Source organism: Pseudomonas sp. FG35 (assembly GCF_057809295.1).
This window is the reverse complement of sequence record NZ_JBMDJR010000008.1, coordinates 181545-206746: the sequence shown is the minus strand read 5'-3', so window position 1 is coordinate 206746 and position 25202 is coordinate 181545. Positions and strand designations below refer to the sequence as shown.

General features: G+C 59.9%; 30 protein-coding genes and 1 tRNA gene. 16 read left to right on the top strand and 15 right to left on the bottom strand.

The annotated features are described in order from the left end of the window. Positions 1–31: 31 nt before the first annotated feature. Both ACODTD_RS17705 and ACODTD_RS17700 read right to left on the bottom strand, forming a co-directional pair. Complete coding sequence (locus tag ACODTD_RS17705) at positions 32–913, bottom strand: dihydrodipicolinate synthase family protein (protein ID WP_489105059.1); 882 nt, start codon at positions 911–913, stop codon at positions 32–34. Between the two features lie 26 nt (positions 914–939). Further along, on the bottom strand, positions 940–1722 hold the full coding sequence (locus tag ACODTD_RS17700; protein WP_064594034.1) for an aldolase: 783 nt from the start codon (positions 1720–1722) through the stop codon (positions 940–942). A gap of 108 nt (positions 1723–1830) precedes the next feature. On the opposite strand from ACODTD_RS17700, the gene ACODTD_RS17695 reads away from it, so the two are divergent. After that, positions 1831–2373 carry a helix-turn-helix domain-containing protein gene (locus ACODTD_RS17695; RefSeq protein WP_011332854.1) on the top strand — a complete coding sequence of 181 codons (543 nt, stop codon included), beginning with the start codon at positions 1831–1833 and terminating at the stop codon, positions 2371–2373. On the opposite strand, the gene ACODTD_RS17690 is transcribed toward ACODTD_RS17695, so the two are convergent. Next, positions 2374–3393, bottom strand: coding sequence for a DUF4917 family protein (locus ACODTD_RS17690; RefSeq protein WP_041475163.1), 1020 nt, complete (start codon positions 3391–3393; stop codon positions 2374–2376). A gap of 155 nt (positions 3394–3548) precedes the next feature. Here ACODTD_RS17690 and yiaY point away from each other — a divergent pair, with 155 nt between their 5' ends. Continuing rightward, positions 3549–4697 carry an L-threonine dehydrogenase gene (gene yiaY, locus ACODTD_RS17685; RefSeq protein ID WP_011332856.1) on the top strand — a complete coding sequence of 383 codons (1149 nt, stop codon included), beginning with the start codon at positions 3549–3551 and terminating at the stop codon, positions 4695–4697. Here the strand turns inward: yiaY and ACODTD_RS17680 are convergent. Beyond that, positions 4694–5860 (bottom strand): MFS transporter, encoded by a 1167-nt coding sequence (locus ACODTD_RS17680; RefSeq protein WP_011332857.1) that lies wholly within the window; start codon positions 5858–5860, stop codon positions 4694–4696. The two genes, yiaY and ACODTD_RS17680, sit on opposite strands and share 4 nt — an antisense overlap. Before the next feature lie 219 nt (positions 5861–6079). Between ACODTD_RS17680 and ACODTD_RS17675 the strand changes: the two genes are divergently transcribed. The 4 genes from ACODTD_RS17675 to ACODTD_RS17660 all read left to right on the top strand — a co-directional run bounded on the left by ACODTD_RS17675 (position 6080) and on the right by ACODTD_RS17660 (position 10622). Next, the gene (locus tag ACODTD_RS17675; protein WP_011332858.1) at positions 6080–6988 is read left to right on the top strand and encodes a LysR family transcriptional regulator; all 909 of its coding nucleotides are present in this window, start codon (positions 6080–6082) and stop codon (positions 6986–6988) included. A 103-nt stretch (positions 6989–7091) separates the two neighbouring features. Beyond that, a complete protein-coding gene (locus ACODTD_RS17670) occupies positions 7092–8285 on the top strand; it encodes a CaiB/BaiF CoA transferase family protein (RefSeq protein WP_285356798.1) in 1194 nt (397 codons plus the stop codon). Then, positions 8282–9208 carry a hydroxymethylglutaryl-CoA lyase gene (locus ACODTD_RS17665; RefSeq protein WP_285356800.1) on the top strand — a complete coding sequence of 309 codons (927 nt, stop codon included), beginning with the start codon at positions 8282–8284 and terminating at the stop codon, positions 9206–9208. The genes ACODTD_RS17670 and ACODTD_RS17665 overlap by 4 nt, the downstream gene beginning before the upstream one ends. Before the next feature lie 82 nt (positions 9209–9290). Further along, a complete protein-coding gene (locus ACODTD_RS17660) occupies positions 9291–10622 on the top strand; it encodes an MFS transporter (protein WP_011332861.1) in 1332 nt (443 codons plus the stop codon). A gap of 34 nt (positions 10623–10656) precedes the next feature. On the opposite strand, the gene ACODTD_RS17655 is transcribed toward ACODTD_RS17660, so the two are convergent. Continuing rightward, positions 10657–11145, bottom strand: coding sequence for a DMT family transporter (locus ACODTD_RS17655; RefSeq protein WP_489105058.1), 489 nt, complete (start codon positions 11143–11145; stop codon positions 10657–10659). Positions 11146–11224: 79 nt separating this feature from the next. On the opposite strand from ACODTD_RS17655, the gene ACODTD_RS17650 reads away from it, so the two are divergent. From ACODTD_RS17650 to ACODTD_RS17615, 8 genes are all read left to right on the top strand, one after another. Then, entirely contained in the window at positions 11225–12136 is a 912-nt protein-coding gene (locus tag ACODTD_RS17650; RefSeq protein ID WP_285356804.1) for a LysR family transcriptional regulator, read from the top strand. Between the two features lie 20 nt (positions 12137–12156). After that, complete coding sequence (locus ACODTD_RS17645) at positions 12157–12894, top strand: PA3715 family protein (RefSeq protein WP_489105057.1); 738 nt, start codon at positions 12157–12159, stop codon at positions 12892–12894. A 35-nt stretch (positions 12895–12929) separates the two neighbouring features. Beyond that, complete coding sequence (locus ACODTD_RS17640; RefSeq protein WP_489105056.1) at positions 12930–13649, top strand: PA3715 family protein; 720 nt, start codon at positions 12930–12932, stop codon at positions 13647–13649. A gap of 4 nt (positions 13650–13653) precedes the next feature. After that, positions 13654–14070 carry a fosfomycin resistance glutathione transferase gene (gene fos / locus ACODTD_RS17635; protein WP_489105055.1) on the top strand — a complete coding sequence of 139 codons (417 nt, stop codon included), beginning with the start codon at positions 13654–13656 and terminating at the stop codon, positions 14068–14070. 60 nt (positions 14071–14130) lie between these two features. Further along, on the top strand, positions 14131–14769 hold the full coding sequence (locus ACODTD_RS17630) for a LysE family translocator (RefSeq protein WP_011332867.1): 639 nt from the start codon (positions 14131–14133) through the stop codon (positions 14767–14769). Between the two features lie 77 nt (positions 14770–14846). Beyond that, the gene (locus ACODTD_RS17625; RefSeq protein ID WP_085655534.1) at positions 14847–16196 is read left to right on the top strand and encodes a sensor domain-containing protein; all 1350 of its coding nucleotides are present in this window, start codon (positions 14847–14849) and stop codon (positions 16194–16196) included. 118 nt (positions 16197–16314) lie between these two features. Beyond that, positions 16315–16470, top strand: a complete 156-nt coding sequence (locus tag ACODTD_RS17620) for a KGG domain-containing protein (RefSeq protein WP_077045875.1) — start codon at positions 16315–16317, stop codon at positions 16468–16470. Between the two features lie 75 nt (positions 16471–16545). Next, the gene (locus ACODTD_RS17615; RefSeq protein ID WP_064383040.1) at positions 16546–17049 is read left to right on the top strand and encodes a DUF4142 domain-containing protein; all 504 of its coding nucleotides are present in this window, start codon (positions 16546–16548) and stop codon (positions 17047–17049) included. Positions 17050–17098: 49 nt separating this feature from the next. On the opposite strand, the gene ACODTD_RS17610 is transcribed toward ACODTD_RS17615, so the two are convergent. Beyond that, the gene (locus tag ACODTD_RS17610) at positions 17099–17509 is read right to left on the bottom strand and encodes a low affinity iron permease family protein (RefSeq protein WP_489105054.1); all 411 of its coding nucleotides are present in this window, start codon (positions 17507–17509) and stop codon (positions 17099–17101) included. Positions 17510–17723: 214 nt separating this feature from the next. On the opposite strand from ACODTD_RS17610, the gene tam reads away from it, so the two are divergent. Continuing rightward, on the top strand, positions 17724–18494 hold the full coding sequence (gene tam / locus ACODTD_RS17605) for a trans-aconitate 2-methyltransferase (RefSeq protein WP_285356817.1): 771 nt from the start codon (positions 17724–17726) through the stop codon (positions 18492–18494). Between the two features lie 40 nt (positions 18495–18534). On the opposite strand, the gene ACODTD_RS17600 is transcribed toward tam, so the two are convergent. Beyond that, positions 18535–19263, bottom strand: a complete 729-nt coding sequence (locus ACODTD_RS17600; protein ID WP_489105053.1) for a class I SAM-dependent methyltransferase — start codon at positions 19261–19263, stop codon at positions 18535–18537. A 529-nt stretch (positions 19264–19792) separates the two neighbouring features. Here ACODTD_RS17600 and ACODTD_RS17595 point away from each other — a divergent pair. After that, positions 19793–20161, top strand: coding sequence for a DUF6124 family protein (locus ACODTD_RS17595; RefSeq protein WP_489105052.1), 369 nt, complete (start codon positions 19793–19795; stop codon positions 20159–20161). A gap of 78 nt (positions 20162–20239) precedes the next feature. On the opposite strand, the gene ACODTD_RS17590 is transcribed toward ACODTD_RS17595, so the two are convergent. The 8 genes from ACODTD_RS17590 to ACODTD_RS17555 all read right to left on the bottom strand — a co-directional run bounded on the left by ACODTD_RS17590 (position 20240) and on the right by ACODTD_RS17555 (position 25191). Next, a complete protein-coding gene (locus ACODTD_RS17590) occupies positions 20240–20638 on the bottom strand; it encodes a hypothetical protein (protein ID WP_489105051.1) in 399 nt (132 codons plus the stop codon). A gap of 216 nt (positions 20639–20854) precedes the next feature. Beyond that, complete coding sequence (locus ACODTD_RS17585) at positions 20855–21049, bottom strand: hypothetical protein (protein WP_050761152.1); 195 nt, start codon at positions 21047–21049, stop codon at positions 20855–20857. Between the two features lie 44 nt (positions 21050–21093). Beyond that, on the bottom strand, positions 21094–21498 hold the full coding sequence (locus ACODTD_RS17580) for a type II toxin-antitoxin system HicB family antitoxin (protein WP_041475514.1): 405 nt from the start codon (positions 21496–21498) through the stop codon (positions 21094–21096). A gap of 316 nt (positions 21499–21814) precedes the next feature. Then, positions 21815–21982: a hypothetical protein gene (locus ACODTD_RS17575; RefSeq protein WP_167443763.1), complete on the bottom strand. Its 168-nt coding sequence runs from the start codon at positions 21980–21982 to the stop codon at positions 21815–21817. Further along, positions 21970–22704, bottom strand: a complete 735-nt coding sequence (locus ACODTD_RS17570) for a zeta toxin family protein (protein ID WP_041475165.1) — start codon at positions 22702–22704, stop codon at positions 21970–21972. The genes ACODTD_RS17575 and ACODTD_RS17570 overlap by 13 nt, the downstream gene beginning before the upstream one ends. Positions 22705–23053: 349 nt before the next feature. Further along, positions 23054–23127 (bottom strand) — tRNA-Gly (locus ACODTD_RS17565). A gap of 170 nt (positions 23128–23297) precedes the next feature. Further along, positions 23298–24182: an alpha/beta fold hydrolase gene (locus ACODTD_RS17560; protein ID WP_011332879.1), complete on the bottom strand. Its 885-nt coding sequence runs from the start codon at positions 24180–24182 to the stop codon at positions 23298–23300. A 316-nt stretch (positions 24183–24498) separates the two neighbouring features. Beyond that, positions 24499–25191 (bottom strand): pseudouridine synthase, encoded by a 693-nt coding sequence (locus tag ACODTD_RS17555; RefSeq protein ID WP_011332880.1) that lies wholly within the window; start codon positions 25189–25191, stop codon positions 24499–24501. Positions 25192–25202 lie beyond the last annotated feature (11 nt).

The window sequence follows — 25202 nt, the reverse complement described above, 5'->3', positions numbered from 1 at the left end:
CCCGGGGTGAACCGGGCGGGATTTTTTTCGTTCAGCGCAAGGTGTACAGCAAGGCCTGCAATTGCGTACGCCCGGCCTCAGCCAGCGGGAACACCGGCAAACGCGGATCGCCGACTTCCAGACCGGTCAGTCGCAGACCGGCCTTGATCGTCGCCGGCAAGCCGCCCTTGAGGATGAAGTCCAGCAGCGGCAACTGGCGGTAGAACAGCTCCCGCGCCTTGCCGAGATCCCCCGCCAGTGTGGCTTCGTACAAATCCAGGTTGAGCTGCGGGATCAGGTTCGGCGCTGCCGTGCACCAACCCTTGGCCCCGGCGGCGAACGCCTCCAGCGCCAGCGGGTTGCAGCCGTTGTAGAACGGCACCCGGCCTTCGCCCAGCAGTTGCAGCTTGTGCATGCGCTGGATGTCGCCGGTGCTCTCCTTGACCATGGTCACGTTCTCCACGCCGTTGACGATGCGCAGGATCAGCTCCACCGACATGTCGGTGCCGCTGGTGGCCGGGTTGTTGTAGAGCATGATCGGCACGCCGATGCTGTCGCCGATGGCGCGGTAGTGGGCGAGGATTTCCGCTTCGGTGAGCTTCCAGTAGGACGTCGGCAACACCATCACCACGTCGGCGCCATGGGCTTCGGCAAAGCGTGCGCGGCGTACCGCTTTGGCGGTGGTCAGGTCGGACACGCTGACCACGGTCGGTACGCGCTTGGCCACGTGCCTGATACTGAATTCGGCGACCTGGTCCCATTCCGCATCGCTCAGGTAGGCGCCTTCGCCGGTGCTGCCCAGTGGCGCAATGGCGTGGACGTCGCCGGCGATCAGACGGTCGATGGAGCGGCCGAGGGCCGGTAGGTCAACGCCTTCGCCGTTGGCGCCGAACGGGGTGATGGTGTAGCCGATGATGCCGTGAATGTTGGACATGAGAGTGCTCCGCAAGGATGAAGTGTTCAGTTCAGGCAATCGGCGTGCTGACGCAGGTTCTGCCGGGCGTAGTAGTTGAAGGCTGCGGCGTGGCGTTTCGGTTTCGACACCCAGTCATGGGCCTCGCGACCCAGTTCGGGAATGATCGGTTTGATCGTCCCGGCGGCCATCGCCAGCAATTGCAGTTTGGCGGCGCGCTCGATCAGTTGCGCGATGACACAGGCTTCCTCGATGGTCGTCCCGGTCGACAGCTGCCCGTGGTGGGAAAGCAGGATCGCCCGTTTGTCACCCAACGCCCCGGCAATCAGTTCGCCTTCTTCGTTACCCACCGGCACACCCGGCCAGCCTTCAAGGAACGCGCAATCGTCGTACAGCGGGCACAGGTCCATGTGGGAAATCTGCAGCGGCACTTCCAGCATCGACAGCGCGGCAATGTGTGTCGGGTGGGTGTGGATGATGCAGTTCACATCCGGCCGCGCGCGGTACACCCAGCTGTGGAAACGGTTGGCCGGGTTGGCCATGCCGTGGCCTTCGAGCACTTCCAGGTCTTCGTTGACCAGCAGCAGATTGCTCGCGGTGATTTCATCGAAACCCAGGCCCAGTTGCTGAGTGTAGTAAGTGCCTGGCTGCGGGCCACGGGCGGTGATCTGCCCGGCGAGGCCCGAATCGTGGCCGTTCTCGAACAGGATCCGGCAGGTCAGCGCCAGCTTTTGCCGGTCCGTCCACGTATTATCCGCCAGGGTTTTTTGCATCTGGGTCAGCGCTTGCTTGACCAGTTCGTCTTTGGGTAGTGCTAATGTCTTCGCCATATCCGTGTCCTGTGGTGGTTGCCATGGATGACACTTATGAGGCTATATGACACTTTGTGTCATTGGCAAGGACAAATCGTCTTTCCTTTGCTGGATTAATCGCTTCGCATGTCTATCCGTTTGAAATTATTGAGAAAAAAACTTGGCGTAACCCTTGAGGCACTGGCCGAGAAATCCGGCATGACCAAGAGTTATCTGTCGAAGGTCGAGCGCGGGTTGAACACACCGTCGATTGCCGCCGCGCTGAAACTGGCCAAGGCGCTGAACGTGAAAGTCGAGGAGCTGTTCTCCGAAGACAACGTCAGCCTCGACGGCTACAGCCTGGTGCGCAGCCACGAACGCCAGTCGCTGGCGGCCAACGACCACAGCCCTGGCTACGCGGTGCTGGCCCATCAGGTCAGCGAACGCAGCCTGCTGCCGTTCATCATTTATCCGCCGAGCGAATTCACCGACAAAACCTTCAAGGAACATTTGGGCGAGGAGTTTCTGTTCGTCCACGAGGGCCGGGTCGAAGTCGACTTCGTGAACGAACGGGTGCTGCTGGAGCGGGGCGATGCGCTGCACTTCAATGCGCAGAAGCCGCATCGCATCCGCTCAGTGGGCGAAGTGCAGGCGCAGTTGCTGGTGGTGGTGCACAGCAGCGAGGAGTGATCAGATCTCGACCGGTACCGACAGCTTCGGATGGCCCAGCGCATGGCTCTTGGAATCAAAGAACCGCAACTCGACGCCCGTGCCCTCGAACAGCTTCGCGTAGTGGCGCTTCTGGTGCTGGATGAACGCCGCGCTGCGCGGGTAGATCGAGATCGCCACGGTCTTCGGTTTCGCCAGACGCAGGGCGCGCACGAGGTGGCTGTCCTGTTCGCCGAGGGCGTGGCCGAAGATGCACAGGTTGTCGCCGTGTTCGAGTAACTGGTCGTAGCAGAACGACAGATAATCGGAACTGCGGATGGTCTTGAGCTTGTCGGCGCTCGGCCCTTCGTTGACGAACAGCGGCACATCATCGAGCGTCTTGATCGTGTTGTTGATCGCGAAACTGCCGAGCAGCGTGCCCTCGGTCGCTGTCAGTTTGCGCGCGGTGCCGTCCTGATTGCGCACCAGATGCAGACCACCATGCAGGTACAGCAGACGCGGTTTTCCAGTGTGGCTTTCGCACAGATCGAAACTGGCATCGGGGCCGTTGAACAGGTCGTCGATGACCTCGCCCTGATGTTGCAGGGCCCAGTAATTGAGCAGGTCGTAATTGGTGGTGAACACCGTGCGATAACGCGCCAGTTCGCTGTTCAGGGTCGTCAGGGTTGAGGCTTCGATCAGCCGCCACGGGATGTGTACCGCGTGCACGGTGTTGATCAGCGCTTCCTTGATCGCGTAGTAGCGGTTGCGCGGCGCGGCCGAGCTGACGGCCAGCGCCTTGTTGACCCGACTGGTGGTTTTCAGCGCGCCGAGCACCTGCTCGAAACTGCGCGTCTGCAGCGCATCGAACACGCTCAGCTCCGACGGGCTTAACGGTTTTTCTTCCACCGTACGGGCGTTTTCGAACAGCGAGTCGTAGCCGAAATCGTCCCACACCGCACGACTGGCGCCGTTGCCCAGCAGCAGGCCACTGAAGTCGGTGGTGGCGCGCAACGCGGTCCAGTCTTCGAGGGTGGCGTCGACATCCAGAAAATCGGTCATTGCAGGGCACGTCTCAAAACAAAGGGGCAGATGGACGGCGACTTTATCACGAGCGGGCATTGAGCCAGATCAACATCCGCCGTGACCGATCGGTCGATCCTTTGCGCACCCGCCGAATTGCAAGCATCGATTCGGCCCCAGCCAGGAGACGCGCCATGAGCAGCACCTTTTTCATTCCCGCGGTAAACATCATGGGCAGCGGCTGCCTCGATGAAGCCATGAATGCGATCCGCAACTACGGTTTTCGCAAGGCGCTGATCGTCACCGATGCCGGGCTGGCCAAGGCCGGCGTGGCGACGATGATTGCCGAGAAACTGGCGATGCAGGACATCGATTCGGTGGTCTTCGATGGCGCCAAACCCAATCCGAGCATCGCCAACGTTGAGGCGGGGCTGGCGCTGCTCAAGGAGAGTCGCTGCGACTTCGTGGTGTCGTTGGGCGGCGGTTCGCCCCACGACTGCGCCAAGGGCATTGCGTTGTGTGCCACCAACGGCGGGCAGATCCGCGACTACGAAGGCGTCGATCAATCGACCAAGCCACAACTGCCGCTGATCGCCATCAACACCACCGCCGGCACCGCCAGCGAGATGACCCGGTTCTGCATCATCACCGACGAAACCCGTCACGTGAAAATGGCCATCGTCGACCGCAACGTCACGCCGCTGCTGTCGGTCAACGACCCGGCGCTGATGGTCGCCATGCCGAAAAGCCTGACCGCCGCCACTGGCATGGACGCGCTGACCCATGCAATCGAAGCCTATGTGTCCACCGCCGCCAACCCGATCACCGACGCCTGCGCGCTCAAGGCCATGACCCTGATCAGCAACAACCTGCGCCTGGTCGTGCGCGACGGCAGCGACCTGGCGGCGCGGGAAAACATGGCGTATGCGCAGTTCCTCGCCGGCATGGCGTTCAACAATGCCTCCCTCGGTTACGTGCATGCGATGGCGCACCAGTTGGGCGGTTTCTATGACTTGCCCCACGGTGTTTGCAACGCGGTGCTGCTGCCCCATGTGCAGACGTTCAACGCACAGGTCTGTGCCGGTCGCCTGACCGATGTGGCCCACGCCATGGGCGCCGACATTCGTGGCTTCAGCCCGGAGGAGGGCGCGCAGGCCGCGATTGCCGCGATCCGTTGCCTGGCCAGGGACGTGGAGATTCCCGGTGGCCTGCGTGATCTCGGCGCCAAGTGCACCGACATCCCGGTGCTCGCCGCCAACGCCCTGAAAGACGCCTGCGGCTTCACCAATCCGCGAGTGGCGGATCAGCGGCAGATCGAGGAGATTTTCCGCAGCGCGTTTTAAGCGGGCTGATGATCGGGCGTTAACCTCGTGCAGAGCACCGCGCCAAATGCCAGAACGCAGCACAGCATCGATAGCGGCCATGCCTGCGGACTGGCGAGCAGGCTGGCCACCGCGCCGATCAGTGCAGCCATCAATTGGTGGATGAAACCGCTCAGGGCCATCGCGTAAGCGCCGGCAATCGGCGCACCATCGTTGGCCCGTGACAGGCTGATCGGATAGTTCAGCGACTGGCCGAACACGGCGACGCAGTAAGGCAGCCAGAGCAGCCAGGCCATCGAGCTGGCCAACAGACTGCCGGCCAGCATCACGCCAGTGCCGGCCATCACCAGGCTGACCCCCAGTGTCATCAGCCGGTGCTGACCGGTACGCAGCACAAAGCGATTGACCGCCAGCGCCCCTAGGAAATATGCGGCGCTGATCGGCCAGCCCAGCAACCCATATGCGGTCGCCGACCAGTTGAACGGGCCTTGCAGAATCAACGGCGCAGCGCTGTTGAACGCGATGATCACGCCATAACCCAGACCGCCCGCAAGCGCCGGCAGCAGAAACGCCCGATGGATCAGGATCGTTCGATAGACCTCCCAGGGCGAAGCGGTTGTGGGCGCTTCGACGAGTTTCGGGAAACTCAGGCGCGAGACTATCGCGGCCATCAACAGGCTGACCGCGCCCAGCAGATAAAAGATCGCCTGCCAGCCCAGCGTCACCTGAATGAGCGAACCGGCGTATTGCCCGATCCCGAGCGCGACAACGAACGAAATCGAAATCCACGACAACGCCTTCGCCAGCAGATCCCCCCGAAAGCTGTCTCGAATCAGCACCCGCGCCATCACCGAAATGCCGCTGGCGCCGATCCCCTGAAGCAGTCGCAGCAACAGGAACGATTCCAGCGTCGCACCCAGCGGCAGTGCCAGATTCGCCAGGCCATAAATTCCCAGCGCCGCGAGCAGCACCGGCTTGCGGCCGATGCGTTGCGCCAGGCTACCCCAGAGCAGCATCGGGAGCGCCATCCCGATCAGGTACAGCGACAAGCCCCAGGCCACCTGTGTTGCATCGACCTGTAAATGCTTGGCGATCTGTGGCAGCGCCGGCAGGTAAATGCTCATGCCCAACTGGGCGAGGAACACGGTGGAACAGGTGATGAGCAGAATGAGGCTGGGGTTCATGAGTCGTCCGTGGGGGGCAGAGATGTTCACTGTCGGTCAGCAAAAAACCAGGCGAATGATACGTCAGGCCAGCATCGGCTACGTCCGGTAGTGCTGTGTGTTTCTGGAATTTTTCCTGTAAGGCAATGCCAGTGTTGAATACAAGGCAATTGAGTGTCTGCACGGGGCGCAACCCGGCTATCCTGCCGGGATCAACGAACCCACGTTATCGAGCTTGCCATGCTGCAAAAAAGCCTGATCCGCCGCCTCGACCTGATCACCCTGCAACTGTTCGTCGCCGTCCACGAGGAAGGCACGCTGACCCGTGCCGCGTCCCGCGAGGCGATTGCCGTGTCGGCGGCGAGCAAGCGCTTGATGGAGCTGGAGGAAGCGCTGGGCATCAGCCTGTTCGTGCGTCAGGCCAAGGGCATGACCCTGACCCCGGCCGGCGAAACCCTGTTGCACCACGCCCGGCAGATGTTGTTCAACGTCGAGAAAATGGGCCTTGAACTGGGCGAGCACAGCCACGGTGTGCGCGGCTATGTGCGGATGCTGGCGAACCTGTCGGCGATCATTCAGTTTCTCCCCGAAGACCTGCGCGATTTCACCGCGCACCAGCCGCAGGTCAAGACCGATCTGGAAGAGCGGCCCAGCGCCGGCGTGGTTCAGGGCGTGCTCGATGGCGTGGCGGATCTTGGCATCTGCTCCAGCGACAGCGACATCAAAGGCCTGCACAGCGTGCGCTATCGCCGGGACAAACTGGTGGTGGTGATGTTGCCCGAGCATCCGTTGGCGGTGCGCGAATCCGTGGCGTTCAGTGAAACCCTCGACAGCGATTACGTCGGCCTGCACGCCGCCAGTTCGATCAACATGCGCACCCACGCTGCCGCGCGTCAGGCCGGCAAAGTGTTGCGCATCCGCATTCATGTGCCGGGCTTCGATGCCGTGTGCCGGATGGTGCAGGCCAACATGGGCATCGGCATCCTGCCGCAGCGGGCTTATGAGTTGTTCGGTCGGGCGCTGGGGCTGCAGGCGGTGCCGCTGACCGATGGCTGGTCGGATCGTGACTTGCTCGTGGTGGTGCGTGACGAGGCCGGGTTGTCGCCGGTGAGCCGGATCCTGTTCGAGCATTTGCGCGCAGCCAGCTGAGCGTTCGCGTTTGGCGAACGGCCGTTGCCGAGTGACGGCTGGATCGCAGCCATGACGTTCCTCTAGCCTTGGCCGCAATTCCAAGAACAAGAGGTACCCCGCGATGACTGCCCCTTTGAGTGCGATCAAAGTGATCGAAATCGGCACCCTGATCGCTGCGCCGTTTGCCGCGCGGATGCTTGCCGAATTCGGCGCCGAAGTGATCAAGATCGAAGCCATGGGTCAGGGCGACCCGCTGCGCAAATGGCGCAAGCTGCACGAAGGAACGTCGCTGTGGTGGTACCTGCAATCGCGCAACAAGAAATCCTTGGCGCTCAATCTGAAATCCGCCGAAGGCATCGAGCTGGTCAAGCAACTGGCTCGCGATGCCGACGTGATCATCGAAAACCTGCGCCCCGGCGCCCTGGAAAAACTCGGCCTGGGCTGGGACGTGCTGCACGGCCTGAACCCCAACCTGACCCTGGTGCGCATTTCCGGCTACGGCCAGACCGGCCCCTACCGTGACCGCCCCGGTTTCGGTGCGATCGGCGAGGCCATGGGGGGCATTCGCTACACCACCGGCACTCCCGGTTCACCGCCGGCGCGGGTCGGAGTCAGCCTCGGCGACTCACTGGCTTCGCTGCACGCGGTGATCGGCGCGCTGATGTCGCTGCTGCGGGTCAAGACCGGGCAGGGCGGCGGGCAGGTTGTCGATGTGTCGCTGGCCGAAAGCGTGTTCAACGTCATGGAAAGCCTGGTGCCGGAATACGACATGCTCGGCCATGTCCGCGAACGCAGTGGCGGCGCGTTGCCGGGCATCGCACCTTCCAATACTTACCTCACGGCTGACGGCGCCTACGTGGTGATCGCCGGCAACAGCGACCCGATCTACAAGCGCCTGATGCAGGTGATCGGTCGGGATGATCTGGCCGAAGCCGAAGAATTCGCCCACAACGACGGTCGTGCCGCAAAGAGCGGTCTGCTCGACGCTGCCATCACCCACTGGACGAGCAGCCTGCCGATCAATGACGTACTGGCGGCGCTGGAAGCCGCCGAAGTGCCGGCCGGCCGCATCTACTCGGTGGCCGACATCGTTGCCGATCCGCACTATCAGGCCCGGGACATGTTGCTTGACGCCGCGTTGCCCGGCGGGGCGACCGTGAAGATGCCGGGCATCGTGCCCAAACTCTCGGAAACCCCCGGTGGTGTGAACTGGTCGGGCCCCGGCCTCGGTCAGCACACCGATGGCATCCTCGCCGGTCTCGGCCTGACCGCTTCTGACATCGAACGCCTGAAAAACCAGGGGGTGGTGCAATGATCAGCGATTACTCGCAGACCCTGATCGTCCAGGAAGTCTCGCCCCGGGACGGCTTGCAAATCGAACCGACCTGGGTCGAGACCGAAGACAAGATCGCCCTGATCGATCAACTGTCCCGGGCAGGATTCAGCCGCATCGAAGCCGGCTCGTTTGTCTCGCCGAAAGCGATCCCGGCCCTGCGCGATGGCGAGCAGGTGTTCAAGGGCATCCAGCGTCAGCCGGGGGTGATTTATGTCGCACTGATTCCCAACCTCAAGGGTGCGCAACGGGCACTGGAGGCTGGCGCCGATGAACTGAACCTGGTGATGTCCGCCAGCCAGACCCACAACCTGGCGAACATGCGCATGCGTTGCGAAGCCTCGCTGGCGGCGTTTGGCGAGATCGTGACTTTCGCCAGCGGCTCGGGCGTGCGGCTCAACGGCAGTATCGCGACGACGTTTGGTTGCCCGTTCGAGGGCGGGATCGACGAAGACCGCGTGCTGCAAATCGTCGAGGCCTATCAACAGCTCGGCATTCAGGGCATCTCCCTGGCCGACACCACCGGCATGGCCAATCCGCGACAGGTCGACCGACTGGTGCGGCGGGTGTTGCAGCGGGTTTCGGCGGCGGATCTGACTCTGCACTTTCACAACACCCGAGGCCTGGGATTGTGCAACGTGCTGGCAGCTTACGAAGCGGGCGCCCGGCGTTTCGACGCGGCGCTGGGCGGGCTCGGCGGCTGTCCGTTCGCGCCCGGCGCATCGGGCAACATCTGCACCGAAGACCTGGTCAACCTCTGCGATGAAGTCGGCATTCACACCGGCATCGATCTGCCGTTGCTGCTGAAACTATCCCGTGGCTTGCCAGCGCTGCTGGGCCACGACGTGCCGGGGCAACTGGCCAAGGCCGGACGCAATTGCGATCTGCACCCGATGCCCACCTGATGTCACACGCTCACTGACTTACCCCCAACCAGACAACAAAAACAATCGGACGCCCACCGGCAGTCCGCCTGGAGAAAAAACTATGAGCCTCAATGTAATGGAGGCGGGCGCAAGCTCGTCCGTCGATCACGATGCCGAAAAAGCCCTGGTCAGCAAGGTCGCCTGGCGCCTGATGCCGTTGATCATGGTCTGCTACCTGTTCGCCTTCTTCGACCGCATCAACATCAGCTTCGCCAAGTTCCAGTTGCAGGCCGACCTGAGCCTGAGCGACACCGCTTACGGTCTCGGTGCCGGTCTGTTCGTGGTCGGTTACGTGCTGTTCGAAGTACCGAGCAACATGATGCTGTACAAGGTTGGCGCGCGGCGCTGGATCGCCAGGATCATGATGTCCTGGGGCGTGGCGACGGCGCTGATGGTGTTCGTCAACAGCGAATGGCAGTTCTACGTGCTGCGCTTTCTGATCGGCGCGATGGAGGCCGGTTTCGCCCCCGGCGTGCTGTATTACCTGACGCTGTGGTTCCCGCAGCACTTCCGTGGCCGCATCACCTCAATGCTGTTTCTGGCCTCGGCGTTTGCCGGGCTGGTCGGTGCGCCGTTCTCCGGACTGGTGCTGGAACACCTTGATGGCGTGTTGCAGATGCGCGGCTGGCACTGGTTGTTTCTGCTCGGTGGCGTGCCCTGTGTCGGCCTCGGGTTTTTGGTACTGACCTTGCTCAAGGACCGCATCGAGGACGCTCACTGGCTGACCCCGGAAGAGAAAAAACTGTTGGCCAGCCGCATCGCCCATCACGAACCGCACAAGAGCGGCGGCTCGTTGCTGGCGGCGCTGAAGATTCCGGGTTTCCTGACTTTGGGGCTGATCTACTTCCTGATCCAGGTCGCGTCCTACGGCCTGAATTTCTGGGCTCCGCAACTGATCCGCAGTGCCGGCACCGAGAGCCCGGTGATGATCGGCCTGCTGACCTCGATCCCCTACATTTGTGGTGCGATCAGCATGGTGGTGATCGGTCGTCTGTCCGATGCTACGGGTGAGCGGCGCAAGTTTGTCGCGGGGCTGGTGATCGTCGGCGCCATCGGCTTTTTCAGCGCGGGGATTTTTGCCAGCCACACCACGTTTCTGATCGTCGCTCTTGGCTTGTTGGGTGCCGGGATCATTGCGTCGATTCCGAGCTTCTGGACCTTGCCACCGAAACTGCTGGCGGGTGCCGGGGCCGGTGCGGCGGGCGGGATTGCGGTGATCAATACACTGGGGCAGTTCGGCGGCATCGTCAGTCCGGTGATGGTCGGCCGAATCAAGGACCTGACTGGCAGTACCACACCGGCACTGTATGTCATCGGTGTGGCGGCACTGATCGCGGCGGCGTTGCTGCTGTGGGGGCTGCCGCAGAAATTGCGCACACTCGACAAGTACTGAGGTTGCGGGCTGGTCGTTCCGATCACGCGAACGATCAGCCCGCCGGTGCCAAGGACTTGGCGGCCGAGTCACCAAACTGGATCAGCACCACTCCCGCCATCAACAACAGCGCGCCGAACAGGCGTGGCAACGTCAGATGTTTCTCCACCAGCCCGAACAGGCCGAAATGATCCAGCACGATTGACGTGATCATTTGCCCGGCCAAAGCCAGCGCCAGAAATCCCGAAGCCCCCAGCTTCGGCAGCAACACCACCGCCAATGCGACGAAGCACACCCCGAACGCGCCGCCGGTCCACATCCACAACGGGAGCTTGCTGGCGAGGGCCAGCGACGGCAACGGCAGGCGCAGGGCGACAATCACCGGCAAAAGCACCAGCACGCTCACCACCAGCGAGGTGAACGTCGCCCACAGCGGATGCCCCAACCCCCGCGCCAGATTGATGTTGATCGCACTCTGAAACGGCACCACCGCCCCGGCGAATACCGCCAACAGCAGCCATCCGACCCACTGCATCGTTCCCATGATTGTTCTCCGGCAAAGATTTTGCTGGACTCTAGGGTATTCGTCGAGCAGATTTAAATTCTGTTTTGGTATCCGGAACATGCATCGAATGAATGATTTGCGCCGCATCGACCTCAATCTGCTGGTGATCCTCGACGCCTTGCTCACCGAGCAACACGTGACCCGCGCTGCCGAGCGTCTGCACCTGAGTCAACCGGCGGTCAGCCATGCGTTGGCGCGTCTGCGTGACTTGCTCGACGATCCGCTGCTGGTGCGGGCCGGTTCGGGGTTGGTCCCCACCGCGCGGGCGTTGGAGCTGGCGGCGCCGCTGGCGGAAACCCTGGCCCAAGTGCAATCGCTGCTGGCGCCGAACACCTTTGATCCGACCAGCGCCCGTCGGACCTTTCGCCTCGCGATGTCGGACTACGGCGCGGCGCTCATCCTGCCCGGGCTGATTCGCACCTTGCGCGCAGAAGCACCGGGCATCGACCTGCAAATCAGCCACGCCAGCCGCGAAGGCATGGTCGAAGGCCTGCTCAACGGCGACATCGACCTTGCTGCCGGCGTACTGCCCGAACTGCCCGGCGAACTGCGCAGCACGCCGTTGTTCGAAGAGCGCTACGTCTGCCTCCTGGATCGTCAGAGCCTTCCCGCCGGAGGTGTTCTCGACTTGCCAACCTATCTCTCCCGTCCCCATGTCTTGCTGGAAATGCGCGGCAGCGGCACCCCGGAAATCGAACGCACCCTGACCGCCCTGCGTGAACGCCGCCGCGTCGCCATCAGCCTGCCGCACTGGAGCGTTGCGCCGCGGTTCATCAGCGGCACGGATCTGATCCTGACCGTGGCTTCGCGGGCGTTGAACGAGGTGGATGACCAATCGCTGATCGTCTTGCCGCCGCCGTTTGAAATTGCACCGTTCACGTTTGTCTCGGCGTGGCACAAGCGGCGGGGCGGGGATCAGGCGTTGAACTGGTTGAATCGGCGGATTGAGCAGGGGATAGTGCGCGGCTGACAAACATCAAGGAGCGGGGCGTGACAGTGAAGTCTGGGGTCGTTGGTTGGGTGGCGCTGTGTGGGGCGTTGATGGCGGGGCAGGTGTTGGCTGATTGTGTGCCTGCGCCGGTGACGGGCGCGCGGGACTTTTCAGTGTGCAAGGCGTGGCCCGCTTATCCTGGCTTGACGCTCAAGGCTGTCGCTAAATTTGCGCCGGATCCGGTTTATGGCAAAACCGGTGATGTCGGCAGTTACGATCTTGCTCTCTCTGTTGTCTCGGTCGAGGGGCCGGAGCCTCTGGCCACCTATCACAAGCCTTCTGCATTCCAGTCCGATGCCTTCGCGCTGGACAGTTTGGAATTCGATACCGCGCGCTACAAATTGACCCCTGAAATTCGGGCCTTTGGTGTTCGGGTTGTCTTCAAAGGCTCCTCCCGCGTCAATCCCATGGATGAGACTTCGCTGTCCCTTTACGTGAAAGAGGGCAACACGTTACGCCCCGTACTGGATCGGCTTGTGGTGTATGGCTACAACGGAGAGTGGGATGGAAATTGTTCGGGAGAACGTGCGAGCACCCTGCGCACGATCGAGATTGGAAAGACCAGTTCTCATGGTTACGCCGACTTGATCGTCAAATCGGTGACTACGGGTACTGTTGGCAAAGGCGATCCAGACGCTTGTGATGAGAAAACCACAACCGGTAAACCTGTGCTGACAACCCTTCACTACGACGGAAAATCATACGTCTTGCCTAAAGGTTTCAAAGCCATCGAGTGATACAGAGCCAACGCGACTTATTTCAAGGAAGAACAATGTTTACCCCAACCCGACTTCTCATCGTCCTAGGCTTCCTGGCCGTAACCACTCAGGCCCACGCCGCCTGTGAGATCAAGAAATTCGACGGTCACTCCCTGTCACGCTGCAAAGTGTGGCCGGCCTTCCCGGACAAGGCGATCTCGGCAAAATCTACCTTCGTGTCCGACTCCGAAGGTGATCACGACGGCGTTTTCGATCTTGAGTTGTCGCTCCTCAACGCCTCGAATGCCAAGCCTTTGGCGAATTACGTCAAGCCTGGAGCCTATAACTCCGACGCGATCCGCTTCGATGACTTGAAGATCGATACCGCGCGATACCGTCTGGCGTCGGACGTTCGTGCCTTTGGCCTGCGTTCGGATTTCGCCGACCGTCTTTCAAGAGCCAACCCCTACGCGAAAACCGATCTGGCGCTGTATGTGCGCGAAGGCAGCAAGTTGCGACCGGTTCTGGAAGGTCTGGTCATTCGGAAAGAATTTGGCGAGGGTAGCGGGGAGTGCGAAACCAAGGACACGAAAATCCTCAGGACCGTGGAAATCGGCTCGTCCAGCCATAACGGGTTCGCTGATCTGATCGTCTCCTCAAGTGGTGTGGTGTACACCTCGACCCAGTCAGGCAAAGAGTGCGTTTCCAAAACCACCGACCTGAAGAAAACCCAAATCACCCTGACCTACGACGGCAAGCAATACCTCATCCCCGAAGACCTCAGAGGTTACTGACCCGATGCTCACCGGCCTCAACCACCTGACCCTCGCCGTCACTGACCTGGACCGCAGCCTCGCGTTCTACCGTGACGTGCTGAAGCTGCGGGTCGAGGCCACCTGGGACGCCGGTGCCTACCTGTCGCTCCCGGGCCTGTGGTTGTGCCTGTCCCTCGATCCGAAGCGCCTTCCCGAGCCCGCCGCCGACTACACCCACTACGCCTTCAGCATTGGCGCGGCGGATTTCCCGCTGTTCGTGCAACTGCTTCGCGCCGCCAACGTGCGGGAATGGCGCGATAACCGCAGCGAAGGCGCGTCGTTCTACTTTCTCGACCCGGACGGGCACAAACTCGAAGCCCACGTCGGCGACCTGGCCTCGCGACTGGCCGCGTGTCGGCAAAAGCCCTACGCGGGCATGGGTTTTTTCAACGAGCCGTGAACATTCGCCAAACGCTGGGATAGACTGGCGGCCACGTTTTCCGGGACTTGCAGGTTTTCCATGACTCCATCGTTGCTAATGGCCGTGCTGGCCTCGGGTTTCATCTACGGCATCACGCCGGGGCCGGGTGTGCTGGCGGTGTTCGGCATCGGCGCCGCACGTGGGCGGCGGGCCGGGGCGGGATTCCTGTGTGGGCATTTGCTGGGCGACGTGATCTGGTGCAGCACTGCATTGATCGCGATTGTCGGCGCCCGGGAAATCGGCAGCACCGCTTTCGATGTGCTCGGTGTGCTCAGCGGCCTGTACCTGTTCTGGCTCGGCTGGCGTGCAGTGCGGGCCAAACGCAGTAACGGCGAGCAGCCCCAGGGCGCGGCGCGTCAGCCGTTCTGGCACGGCATTCTGTTCGGCCTGACCAACCCCAAGGCCTACCCGGTGGCGGTGGCGACCTTCACTGCGTTGCTGTCGAGCCGCGCCGAACTGCTCAACTGGTCGATGCTGCCGATGCTGATCGCCTTGAGTTTCCTCGGCGGATTGCTCGCCTACGCTATCCTGATTGGCATCGTCGGGGCGCGCCAGGTGCGTACGTTGTACCAGCGTCATGAACTGGCGATCACCCGGTTGTGCGGGATCATGTTCATCGGTTTTGCCATCAACGCGCTGGTGCATGCGCTGCCAGGGCTGATACCGAACAAGGCTTGAAAACATTCGCTGGGATGCGAGGTCGAGGTCATGGATGGTTGAACAGTGCTGCATTGCCCGGACACCCACGCTGAACCATGGAAAGCCGAAATTCCGCGCCGTTGGCGAGTTACATCGATCTGCTGCTGGATGCCGTTTGCGCGGTCGACAAGCAAGGTCGCTTCGTTTTTGTCAGTGCGGCCTGCGAGCGGATTCTCGGCTACACGCCTGACGAACTGATCGGCCAGTCGATGATCGACTACGTCTACCCGGCCGACCGTGAGCGCACCCTGGCCGCCGCGAGCGACATCATGGGCGGCGAACCGAAGCACAATTTCGAAAACCGCTACGTACGCAAGGACGGCAGCGTCGTGCACATCCTGTGGTCGGCGCGCTGGTCGGAAGTCGATCAACTGCGCATCGCCGTGGCCCGGGACATCACCGAACGCAAACTCGCAGAATCCCGTCAGGCGGCGTTGTACGCGATCTCCGAAGCGGCGCATGCGGCGGAGGATCTGCTGGCGCTGTTCAAGCGCATTCACCTGATCATCGGCGAGTGGCTGCCGGCGCTGAACTTCTCCGTGGCGCTGTACGACGAACATTGCGCGCAGCTGAATTTTCCCTATCACGTCGACGATGACGAGTTGCAACCGGAACAACCCGGCACCGTCACCGGGCGCCTGTGTGCGGAAGTGATCCGCAGCCGCCAGCCAATCCTCCTGACCCCGGATTGCCCTCATGCGCCGCCGGAGTTCGCCGCGCTGGTGGCCGGCCAGCAATCGCCGTGCTGGCTGGGTGTGCCGCTGAGTTCGAAAGACCGCACCATCGGCGCGCTGATCGTCAAAAGCCTGGCCGGCGGCGAGCGCTACACCGAACGCGACAAGGAACTGCTGCAATATGTCTGCGCCCAGGTCGCCACCGCCATCGAACGCCAGCAACTGCACGCCCGCCTGCGGCGCATGGCGCAGTATGACCAACTGACCCAGTTGCCCAACCGCGAACTGCTGCGCGACCGGCTCAAGGCTGCGCTGAACCATGCGCGGGAACAGTCCGGGCACATGGCGCTACTGTACGTCGATCTGGATCGTTTCAAACAGGTCAACGACACCTTTGGCCATGGGGTCGGCGACATGCTGTTGCAGGCGGTGGCCAACCGGCTCAAGGGCTGCGTGCGCGAGACCGACACCGTGGCGCGGATCGGCGGCGACGAGTTCGTGGTGCTGTTGCACAGCGTCCACGCCGCCGACGATGCCGACAGTGTCGCGGAAAAAATCCGACAGGTACTGGTGCAACCCATGCGCCTGGACGGGCACAACCTGCACATCGAACCGAGTATCGGCGTGGCCCGTTATCCCGAGCATGGTGATGAGGAACAGCAACTGTTTCGTCACGCCGACCAGGTGATGTACGCCGCCAAACGGCAGAATCATAAAAGGCTGGACAGCTGATCGGCGGGTCACCGTTCGTCGCGGCGACGGCAACTTTTCTAAACCTTTGGCAGTCAGGAAATTCTCAATCTAGGCGGGCACCTGCTCGCTTACGATCAATGCCAAGAGGTAGAGAATCATGCCTAACTCAAGAAACTCGAACTCGGGAAACTTCGCCAACGATCGAACGAAGGCGTCTGAAGCCGGTCGCAAAGGTGGGAAAACCACCACCACGACTGTCGACAAAGAGCCTAAAACCGACATGGGCCGCAAGCCTGCTCAGAAATCGAAGTAGTCGGCGAAGGTTGTTTTGATTGAGAGGCGGGGGCGCAAGCTCCCGCTTGAATCTGCACAGAAGGAGGGCGCGACCATGAGCCGGATGGCCACCCGAGTACGCCACATCAGTTTTGTCAGCCTGCTGGGGTTGTTCGCCAGCAGCGCGTTTGCCCAGTCGCCCGCCGACTTCATCAACGAAGCCTCGGCCAAAGGCATGGCCGACATCGAGGCCAGTCGTCTGGCGCACAGCAAGGCCGAGTCCAAAGAAGTCAAGGACTACACCATCCAGGTCATCAACGACCGCACCACCGCCAATCAGCATCTGGCGAAAATCGCCAAGAAACTGGACCTGCCGGTTGCACCCCGCGAAGAAGTCGCCGACAAGGCCAAGACTTTGATGCCGGAGGTCAAAGAGGGCGCCAGCTTCGATCAGGCCTACGCCGCCAGCCAGGTCAAAGCCACGGAAGAGGCCATTCAGCAGATCCAGCAGGAGGCTCAGACCACTGACGTGCCGGAGATCAAGGCGTTTGCCGACGAGACCCTGCCGAAATTGCAGAGTCATCTGGAAATGGCCCGGGCCCTTCAGGCCAGTCGCTGAATCCGCAGCAATGAAAACGGCGCTTTTTTAGCGCCGTTTTTTTTGCCTGTCAGCATTCATTCAGATCCTGCTTCGGCTTGCTCTTGTCCCCCAGACCTTGCAGGTCAAACACCTCATTCTCACCCATCGCCCGGTAATGCCGACGCAACGCTTCCAGCTGCTTGAGATCCAGCGACTCCAGCCCGAGCATCGCGTTCTGCGCCTCCTTGTTCACCCGCAGCAGCTCATCGAGTTTCAAATGCAGGATGTCGGTGTCGCGGTTCTGGGTGTTCTGGATCAGGAACACCATCAGGAATGTGATGATCGTGGTCGAGGTGTTGATGATCAGTTGCCAGGTGTCGTTGTAATCGAAAATCGGCCCGCTCAACCCCCAGAGCCCGATCAGAATCAACGCCCCCATAAACGTCTTGGGGCTGCCGGCCCAGAGCGCCAGCGTCTGGGAGATCTTTGCGAATTTCATGGCTGTGTTCCTTGTGGGGGGAGCTTGAAATTCAGACATCGGAGGGGGGCGGAAAATTCTACTTACAGTTTTCTGAGTCCCTGTGGGCATGGTGAAGACAGCGCTCCCGGCGATATCGGACGTACGTAGGGGAAGGCAGATAAACACGATCGCTGTATCGTGACGTCAGCCACTTTTCCACGTTTCGCCAGAACGTCCACGACAGGAGAACGCAATGACCTGGTCCGCCAAGCAATACGTCACTTTCGAAGATGAACGCACCCGCCCGGCCCGCGACTTGCTGACGGCGATTCCCACGCCCGAGGCGCGTTCCGTGGTGGATATCGGGTGTGGTCCGGGCAACTCGACCGAACTTCTGGTGGAGCGTTTTCCGGGGGCGAAAGTGCAGGGGCTCGACAGTTCGCCGGACATGATCGACGCCGCGCGCAAGCGTCTGCCGCAGTTGCAGTTCGCGGTGGCGGACATCGATAAATGGGCGGATGCGGGGCCATTCGATGTGATCTTTGCCAACGCCGTTTTGCAGTGGGTGCCGGATCACGCGACGTTGCTGCCGGCACTGGCGGGCAAGTTGGCGCAGGGCGGCAGCCTGGCGATTCAGATGCCGGACAACCTCAACGAGCCGTCCCATCGGTTGATGCGTGAAGTGGCGGCCAACGGGCCGTGGGCCAGCAAACTGGCGGACGCGGCGGGGCAGCGGACCGAGATGGCGGATGCCAGTGCCTATTTCTCGATGCTGCGGCCGCATTGTGCGCGGGTCGATGTGTGGCGCACCACCTATCACCATCAGTTGGCGGGCGGGGCTTCCGGCGTTGTCGAGTGGTTCAAGGGGAGTGGTTTGATTCCGTTTCTCAGTCCGCTGACGGATGCGGAGCGGGCGGAGTATCTGGCGCACTATCTGGCGGAGGTCGCGAAGGCGTATCCGGCGCTGGCGGATGGTTCGGTGCTGTTGCCGTTTCCACGGTTGTTCATTGTCGCCACACGTTGATACGAAAAAGGGCCGATTTGATCGGCCCTTTCTTTTGCGGTCAGCGCTGTACGGCGACCAGCATCATCATCGGTCGCTCACGCTCTTCAGCGAGGGCCGGTTGTGCGGCCACTTCCGCGTCACTCGGGCCCCATTCATTGACGTGTTGAATCGTGAATCCGGCGTCGATCAGCGCGTTAAGCAGCGTGCCGACCGTACGATGCTGCTTGATCACACCGTCGGCCAGCCAGTTCGTAACTCGCTCGCCTTCCATCTGATAACTGTCCAGCGGCCAGCGCTTGTGGCCCTCGCTGTCGATCAACCAGCCCGGATGGCGCGGCGCCATGAAGATCGGGTGCTCGATGGAAAACACAAAGTGCGCACCGGGTTTAAGCGCCGCATGCAGCTTGGTAAACAGCCCCGAGAGATCCTTAATGTAGTGCAGGGCCAGTGAGCTGTAGGCCAGATCGTAAGTGCATGCAGGCAAGTCGAGGTGTTCCAGGTCGGCACGTTCGTAGCGGATGTTTGCGGCCGAGGTGGTTTCCTTCGCCCGCTCGAGCATTTTCTCCGAGACATCCAGCCCCAGCACTTGGGCAGCGCCGTGTTCGCTGGCCCAGCGGCAGAACCAGCCATAGCCGCAGCCCATATCCACCACTTGCAAACCGTGCAGGGAGGGCAACAAGGCTTTCAGCGCGGGCCATTCCGGCGCGGCATCGAGGCCGCCGATGGAGCGGTTCATCTGGCTGTAGCCCTGGAAAAAATCGGGGTCGTCGTAGATGTTCTGGGTCATGGATTTGCTGCTCTTTTGAATTTGATTTGGGTGGCTCGCAGGCCACGGTTTTGAATCCCTCGAAACGTGATGGCGCGTATTCGTTGATGGCCGCGCAGGGGGAGGGTGGTGGGCGATGGGGAAATGCTAGCGGGTCGTGGCGAGTGTGAGAACCGGGGGAGTGTTGGGGATCTGTAAACGAGGTTTTTCGATACGGGATGTTTAAAGAGTTGGCCCTGTTTACTGAACCTTCCCACAAGGTTTTCAGGTTGTCCGTCGGAAGTGCGGACTCTAGCCTGTGAGGGTCGCTGATGAATCGGCGATCGGGATTGGAACCCCGGCGACTTCCCAAAAAAGCAAAAGCAGCTTTCATGACGTATGCTTGCCTGCCTTCATGGTGTGCACACTGTTATGGCGGCTGTGCGCGAGAGACTTCGAGTCTGTCGGGCTTTTGGCTTTTTTCGCCCGGGTTCCAACTCGTGTACAGCTGCCACCTCTTCGATTGGAACCGAGTAGGTCAGCTCCACCTATCGACTAGAAAGAAGCCATTATGAAGAAGCCAACCCCGAATCCCCCCGAAGTCGAAACCGACCCAACATCCCCGTACGTCTCGATCGACTCCAGAAAACTCAACGACGCCGCCAACCGCGCCCTCGATCACTACCTCTGCCCCGGCGCCCATGTCATGGGCACGACCAACCAACCCGACCCGATGTACTTCGCCAACCCGGCCTACGACACCGAATCCCTGCTGGCCAACGCCAGCGAATCACTGGGCTCGGCATCCGAGATGCTCAACAACTTCGCCGCCACCCTCGACCCCGCCCACCGCAGAACCGCGATAGGCATTGCGCAACTGGTGATGCTGGGTGAATTGGCGGTGAATCAAGCGCTGGATCATGTTGAGGTGAAGAGTTAACTGCGTTGATGCAATGTTTCAGAAGGCATAAAAAAACCGGCTCATTGAGCCGGTTTTACTTTACGAAGGTTTTCTCCTTCAAGGTGCGCAGGGCTCCAGCTGATCGACATCAGTGCCACTGCCAGCGCTACGGTCAACCTCGCCGTTGCTCCCGATATGAATTTTAGTCGTGGGCCATTTCGGGGTGATCTTGATGCAATGGTTTTGCCCGGAATTACGCCAATCAAATTCCATAAAAAAATCATCATCGGGAAACAGATCCCCTGGTCCGCCCGTAGACTCTCCGGGGGCAAGGTTTCCGCGAAAGATCTCATTTTGCGTATTCAGCACAAACCTCAAATCACCTGTGCCTTCTTTCGAGAAATAAATCTCGACGCGTGGCACTGCGACGTACCAAACCAGATACGTCAACACCGCCAAAATAAGTACCCGCATGACGATATAGAGCGGGCGTCGCTTACTTGCATTCGTGGACACGGACTACATCTCCCCATGTCCTGGTAATGAAAAAACGTGTTTATCGCCCAAGCATGCGGAAGAAAGCATGAATCGTCCTTGTTGAGTACATCCGTTAACCCCAAGCGTCCTCTTGGGTGTGCGAATGCTAGCGGAGTCTCAAGGACTGGTCGCTGGGAAACGTCTGAAAACATGGCGAGCATCACGCCATGTTTGTGTGCGGCGATTCCTACAGGATTACTGGTCGTTCGTTCGGATGTCGTTCTTTTCAGTGGGCATCGGGTAGTGCTCCTTCTCATATTGCTCGATAAGCACTGCGAGGTTTTCCAGTTCATTTCCATCGGATGATCCGGGTTCAGCCCCCCAGAGCTTTTCCATCCGAGCAAATGCAATGTTCAGGTCTTTTCGGTTACGGATGGTTTCGCTGTTCATTGCAGATTCTCCGTGCAGATCAGATCCATCGGGGTCGAGATTATTCACGAACTCAACATACGCAACGCAGCCGAAGCCAAAAACGCGGAACGACTCTTTTCCTCCGGATGCTGGCTGACGTGAAGGTCGATGCGGCTCAACAAATAGCCTGGGAGTGTGATGTTGACCTTTTGCGTATTCCCCAGGCACTGACTGATGTCCACATCCACCAACGCCCATACGCAGTTTGCAAACCTCGGATCGGAAACATGGTTACTGATCTTGCTGGCGGCAGGTATCACTGCACCGCTCTCAGCGAGAATCTCGATGTGGATTTCTATCGCTTCTTTGGCCATTTCCAACGCATGGTCCTGATCGTTTCCGGCGGAGAAACAACCGGGGAGGTCTGGTACTTCAACACCCCATGTTGAGTCGCCTTCGCTGGGGGATATTGCGATTGGATAAAGCATGCGGATCATTTCCCTTGGGGCCGAACGCTTCGACATAGGAGCGCTCACGACATGAGTGGCTGATTGTCAGGAGCGTAAGCGCACACGGGGGAATTCAATCAACGTGTTGTTTCTGAATGGTTCAAAACTAGCTTGCGTGTCATTAGACATCAGGCCTCAAAAAACGGCCATCTACGCCGGTCTACTGAATTTCTCCCCTGTAATGATCCGCGCGAGACTCTCATATTCTTTTCGTGCAAAAGCTTGAGAACCACGCCAACGTCAGAATGAAAAAGCCCGGCACTTGGCCGGGCAATTTTGGAATCCACTAACGTAATCAGGCTTGCTTTTCACGTGCAGCCAGCATCACTTCATTCTGTTTTTTGGTGGCTTCGGTTAGCACTTCACTGTAAACGCGCTTTTTTTCTTCCGATTTCGCATTACGAATGAAGTCTGCGAATGGACTCGTGGACTCCTTTGGGGATCCGAGTTTCATGGAAAACATGGGGTTGCTCCGTCATTTATCCCAAGCATGGCCATCAGGTCGTGTCTCGTATGCTTCTCTGGGATATGGTAGTCGATCTTGTCAACGCCAGCCTTGTAGAGGCGGCCAGAATTATCAATGTGCTTCACAAGCAGATCGACATGAAGATCCTTGCCAAACTCTAGCTTAAGCGTGTTTACCACGTCACGTGCTGCAAAATATTGGTCGACGAAATGCTCCGGTCGAATTCTGCGTCCTTCGGCTTCCTCACGAGCCCTGACAAAGGACCAGGCAAGCCTGGGGTCTTGATAGACATAGAGAATTTGTACAAATCTCCCCTTGTCCAGGCAACGCCGCACATTGTTCCTTGCGATTTCTATATTCGAAAGCGTCCCGTCGAGCAGGAAAGATTGTTTTCGATCCAGGGCAAGATCAATCAGCTTTCCTACCAGAATTGAAACGGCGCCTTGGAAAAGCCAGGCATTGCCACCTTGATAGGCTTCAAATTCGTTTCTGAGGTCGTCTGGATCGATTCGCAGGATCGGCGTATCAGAGAAAAGGTTCAGCAGGGCTAATGATGCCTCTGTCTTGCCAGCGCCCGGCGATCCAGCCATGAAAACTGAAACAGGCTCTTTTTCGGGCGGATACCGGGTCTGATCCGTGAGTCGCTTGCCAATAACCTTCTTGTTTGATCGTGCGAACCTGATCGCATCGTCCCAGATGGCCTGTTCTTCATCCGTCATTCCAAGCCTTTTGTCTTCCTGCACTGGATGTGAACCCTCTTCGATTAAAAGGCCATTTACGGTTTGCGCTCTGTATTTACCGCAGTGTAGTGGTTTCCAATCGGTCAGAATCTTGATGGGAAACCGTACTCATGGATCATTCCTTTGAGCAAATTGTGTTTCTTGTGGTTGGAGAGAATGAAGAGTAGAGAGGCGTACCGTAACTGCAATCAACGGTGTGTTTCTGAATTGTTCTTTGCCGAACAAGCAGTTGACCTCAAAACGCAGACACAAAAAAACCGGCCATCAAGGCCGGTTTTTTCTGTTTCCGCATCCCCCGTCAAACCACGACGCAGGACATAAATTCGATTGGAGCGGGTGAAGGGAATCGAACCCTCGTTATCAGCTTGGGAAGCTGGAGTAATGCCATTATACGACACCCGCTCAGAGCGGCTGACTTTGTACCAGACTCGGCCACGGATTTGAAGTTTTCTTTGCACGCGAACTACGGAAAGTCTTGAAACAGAGCCGAAATCGGTCAATCGCGGGCAAGCGCTGCGGGCTGGAGGACGGCTGAATCTCAGGCCTGCAGGCTTGCTCGCGACGACACTGTTTCAAATGGCCAATGCATGGTGATCCTGGACAAACTGGTAACGCGTTCGGCTGGCCTGTTGCGCCGGTTTCAGGAAACCGAGCAGGGCGTTCTGGCTGTCCCGGCAGGCGGATTTGTGTTCCATGTCGAGGAAGTGCCCGGTGGCCTGCAGGGTGGTGAAGGTGCTCTGCGCGACGTGGTTGCCGAACAGGCGCGCATCTTCGGCGGCGGTGTATTCGTCCCATTCGCCGTTCAGGAACAGCACCGGTACGTTGATTTTCTTCGCCGCGTTCAAATAGCACTGACGATCGCTGTGCAACACGTCGTTGATGTGGAAATGCATCTGCCCGTATTCGTGCTCGGCCAGGCTGCTGACGTGGCGATAGTTGAAGCGCTTGAACAGCGACGGCAGGTGTTTGCCGATGGTGTCGTTGACGAGGTGGCCGACCCGATCGCCGTCGCGTTTGCCGAGGCATTCGACGCCGCGTTCGAGGTAATCAAGCATGTGTGCATTGATCACCGGGGAGAACGAGCTGATCACGGCTTTTTCAATGCGCCGAGGCTGATGCGCGAGGGCGACCATGGTCGCAGCGCCACCCCAGGAGAACGACAGCACGTGTTCAGCGGCGAAGTGATCGATCAGCTCCAGCAGGATCAGACCTTCGACTTCTTTCGTCAGATGTTTCTCGTGGCGGTTGTGGACTTTCGACTTACCCGCGTAGGGCTGGTCGTAGCAGACCACGTTGAATTGCGGGTGCAGATTTTTCACGGTTTGTGCAAACGACGCAGTCGTGGCCATCGAGCCGTTGACCAGGATGATGGTCTTTTCTGCGGCGTCTGCGCGATAGAACTCCGTGTAAACCCGATACTGACCCTGTATATCCAGCACAGCGATTTCTGGCCTCATGTCATAAGACTCCTGGCAAGCAAGCGGGTATGCGCGCAAATGAGATTGCACGAGCTTTGTGACAGGTAGGCATATGCCTGGAATTTTGTGGCCCATGTCGATCCGATACGGCAGGTCGACGGGTGTTGTTATTGGCGGGCAGTCTGCCGGCTGAGGCGCAGCCCTGATGGGCTGTCTACCGACAAAAAGTTTCTTGGATGTTATGTGTGACTCATCGGTCACAATTTGGCCGACGACCTGATTCAAGCAGGGGGATCCGGATCGCGCAAGTGCCGTTGGTAAATTGTTCGACAACTTCTGCTGAGCGGTCGGCTGCTTAGAACAAATGAATCTCTTCGGTGCGCAAAGCGCGGTACTCGCCCGGTTTTAGCGCGTGATCCAGCGCCAGCGGGCCCATGGATTCGCGGTGCAGGCGCAGCACTTTGTTGTTGAAGTGGCCGAACATGCGCTTCACCTGATGGTAACGACCTTCGACGATGCTCAACCGCGCCGTTCGCGGGCCGAGCACTTGCAGCTGCGCCGGTTGGGTGGTCAGGTCCTCAAAGGCGAAGTAGATCCCCTCGGCGAACTTGATCGCATATTCCGGGCCGATCTCCTGTTCGGTCTCGACGTAATAGACCTTCGGCAGTTTGGTCTGCGGCTGGGTCAGGCGCCGCGACCAGCTGCCGTCGTTGGTGATCAGCATCAGCCCGGTGGTGTTGAAATCCAGACGCCCGGCGATGTGCAGGTCGTCCTTGTCCGGCTCGTGAATCAGGTCGAGCACGGTCGGATGCTCGGGATCGCGGGTGGCGCTGACGCAGCCCTGCGGTTTGTTCAGCATGAAGTAGCGCGCCGGTTTGCCGGGTTGCAGCACTTCGTCGTCGACCTCCACGCGGCTGAACTCCAGGACTTCGCTGTGGGGATCGCTGACGACTTTTCCGTCAATGCGCACGCGCTTTTCCACCAGCAACAGGCGAACCTGCTTGCGATTGTAGCGGGGCAGGTTACTCAGGAAACGGTCGACACGCATGATCAGGAATC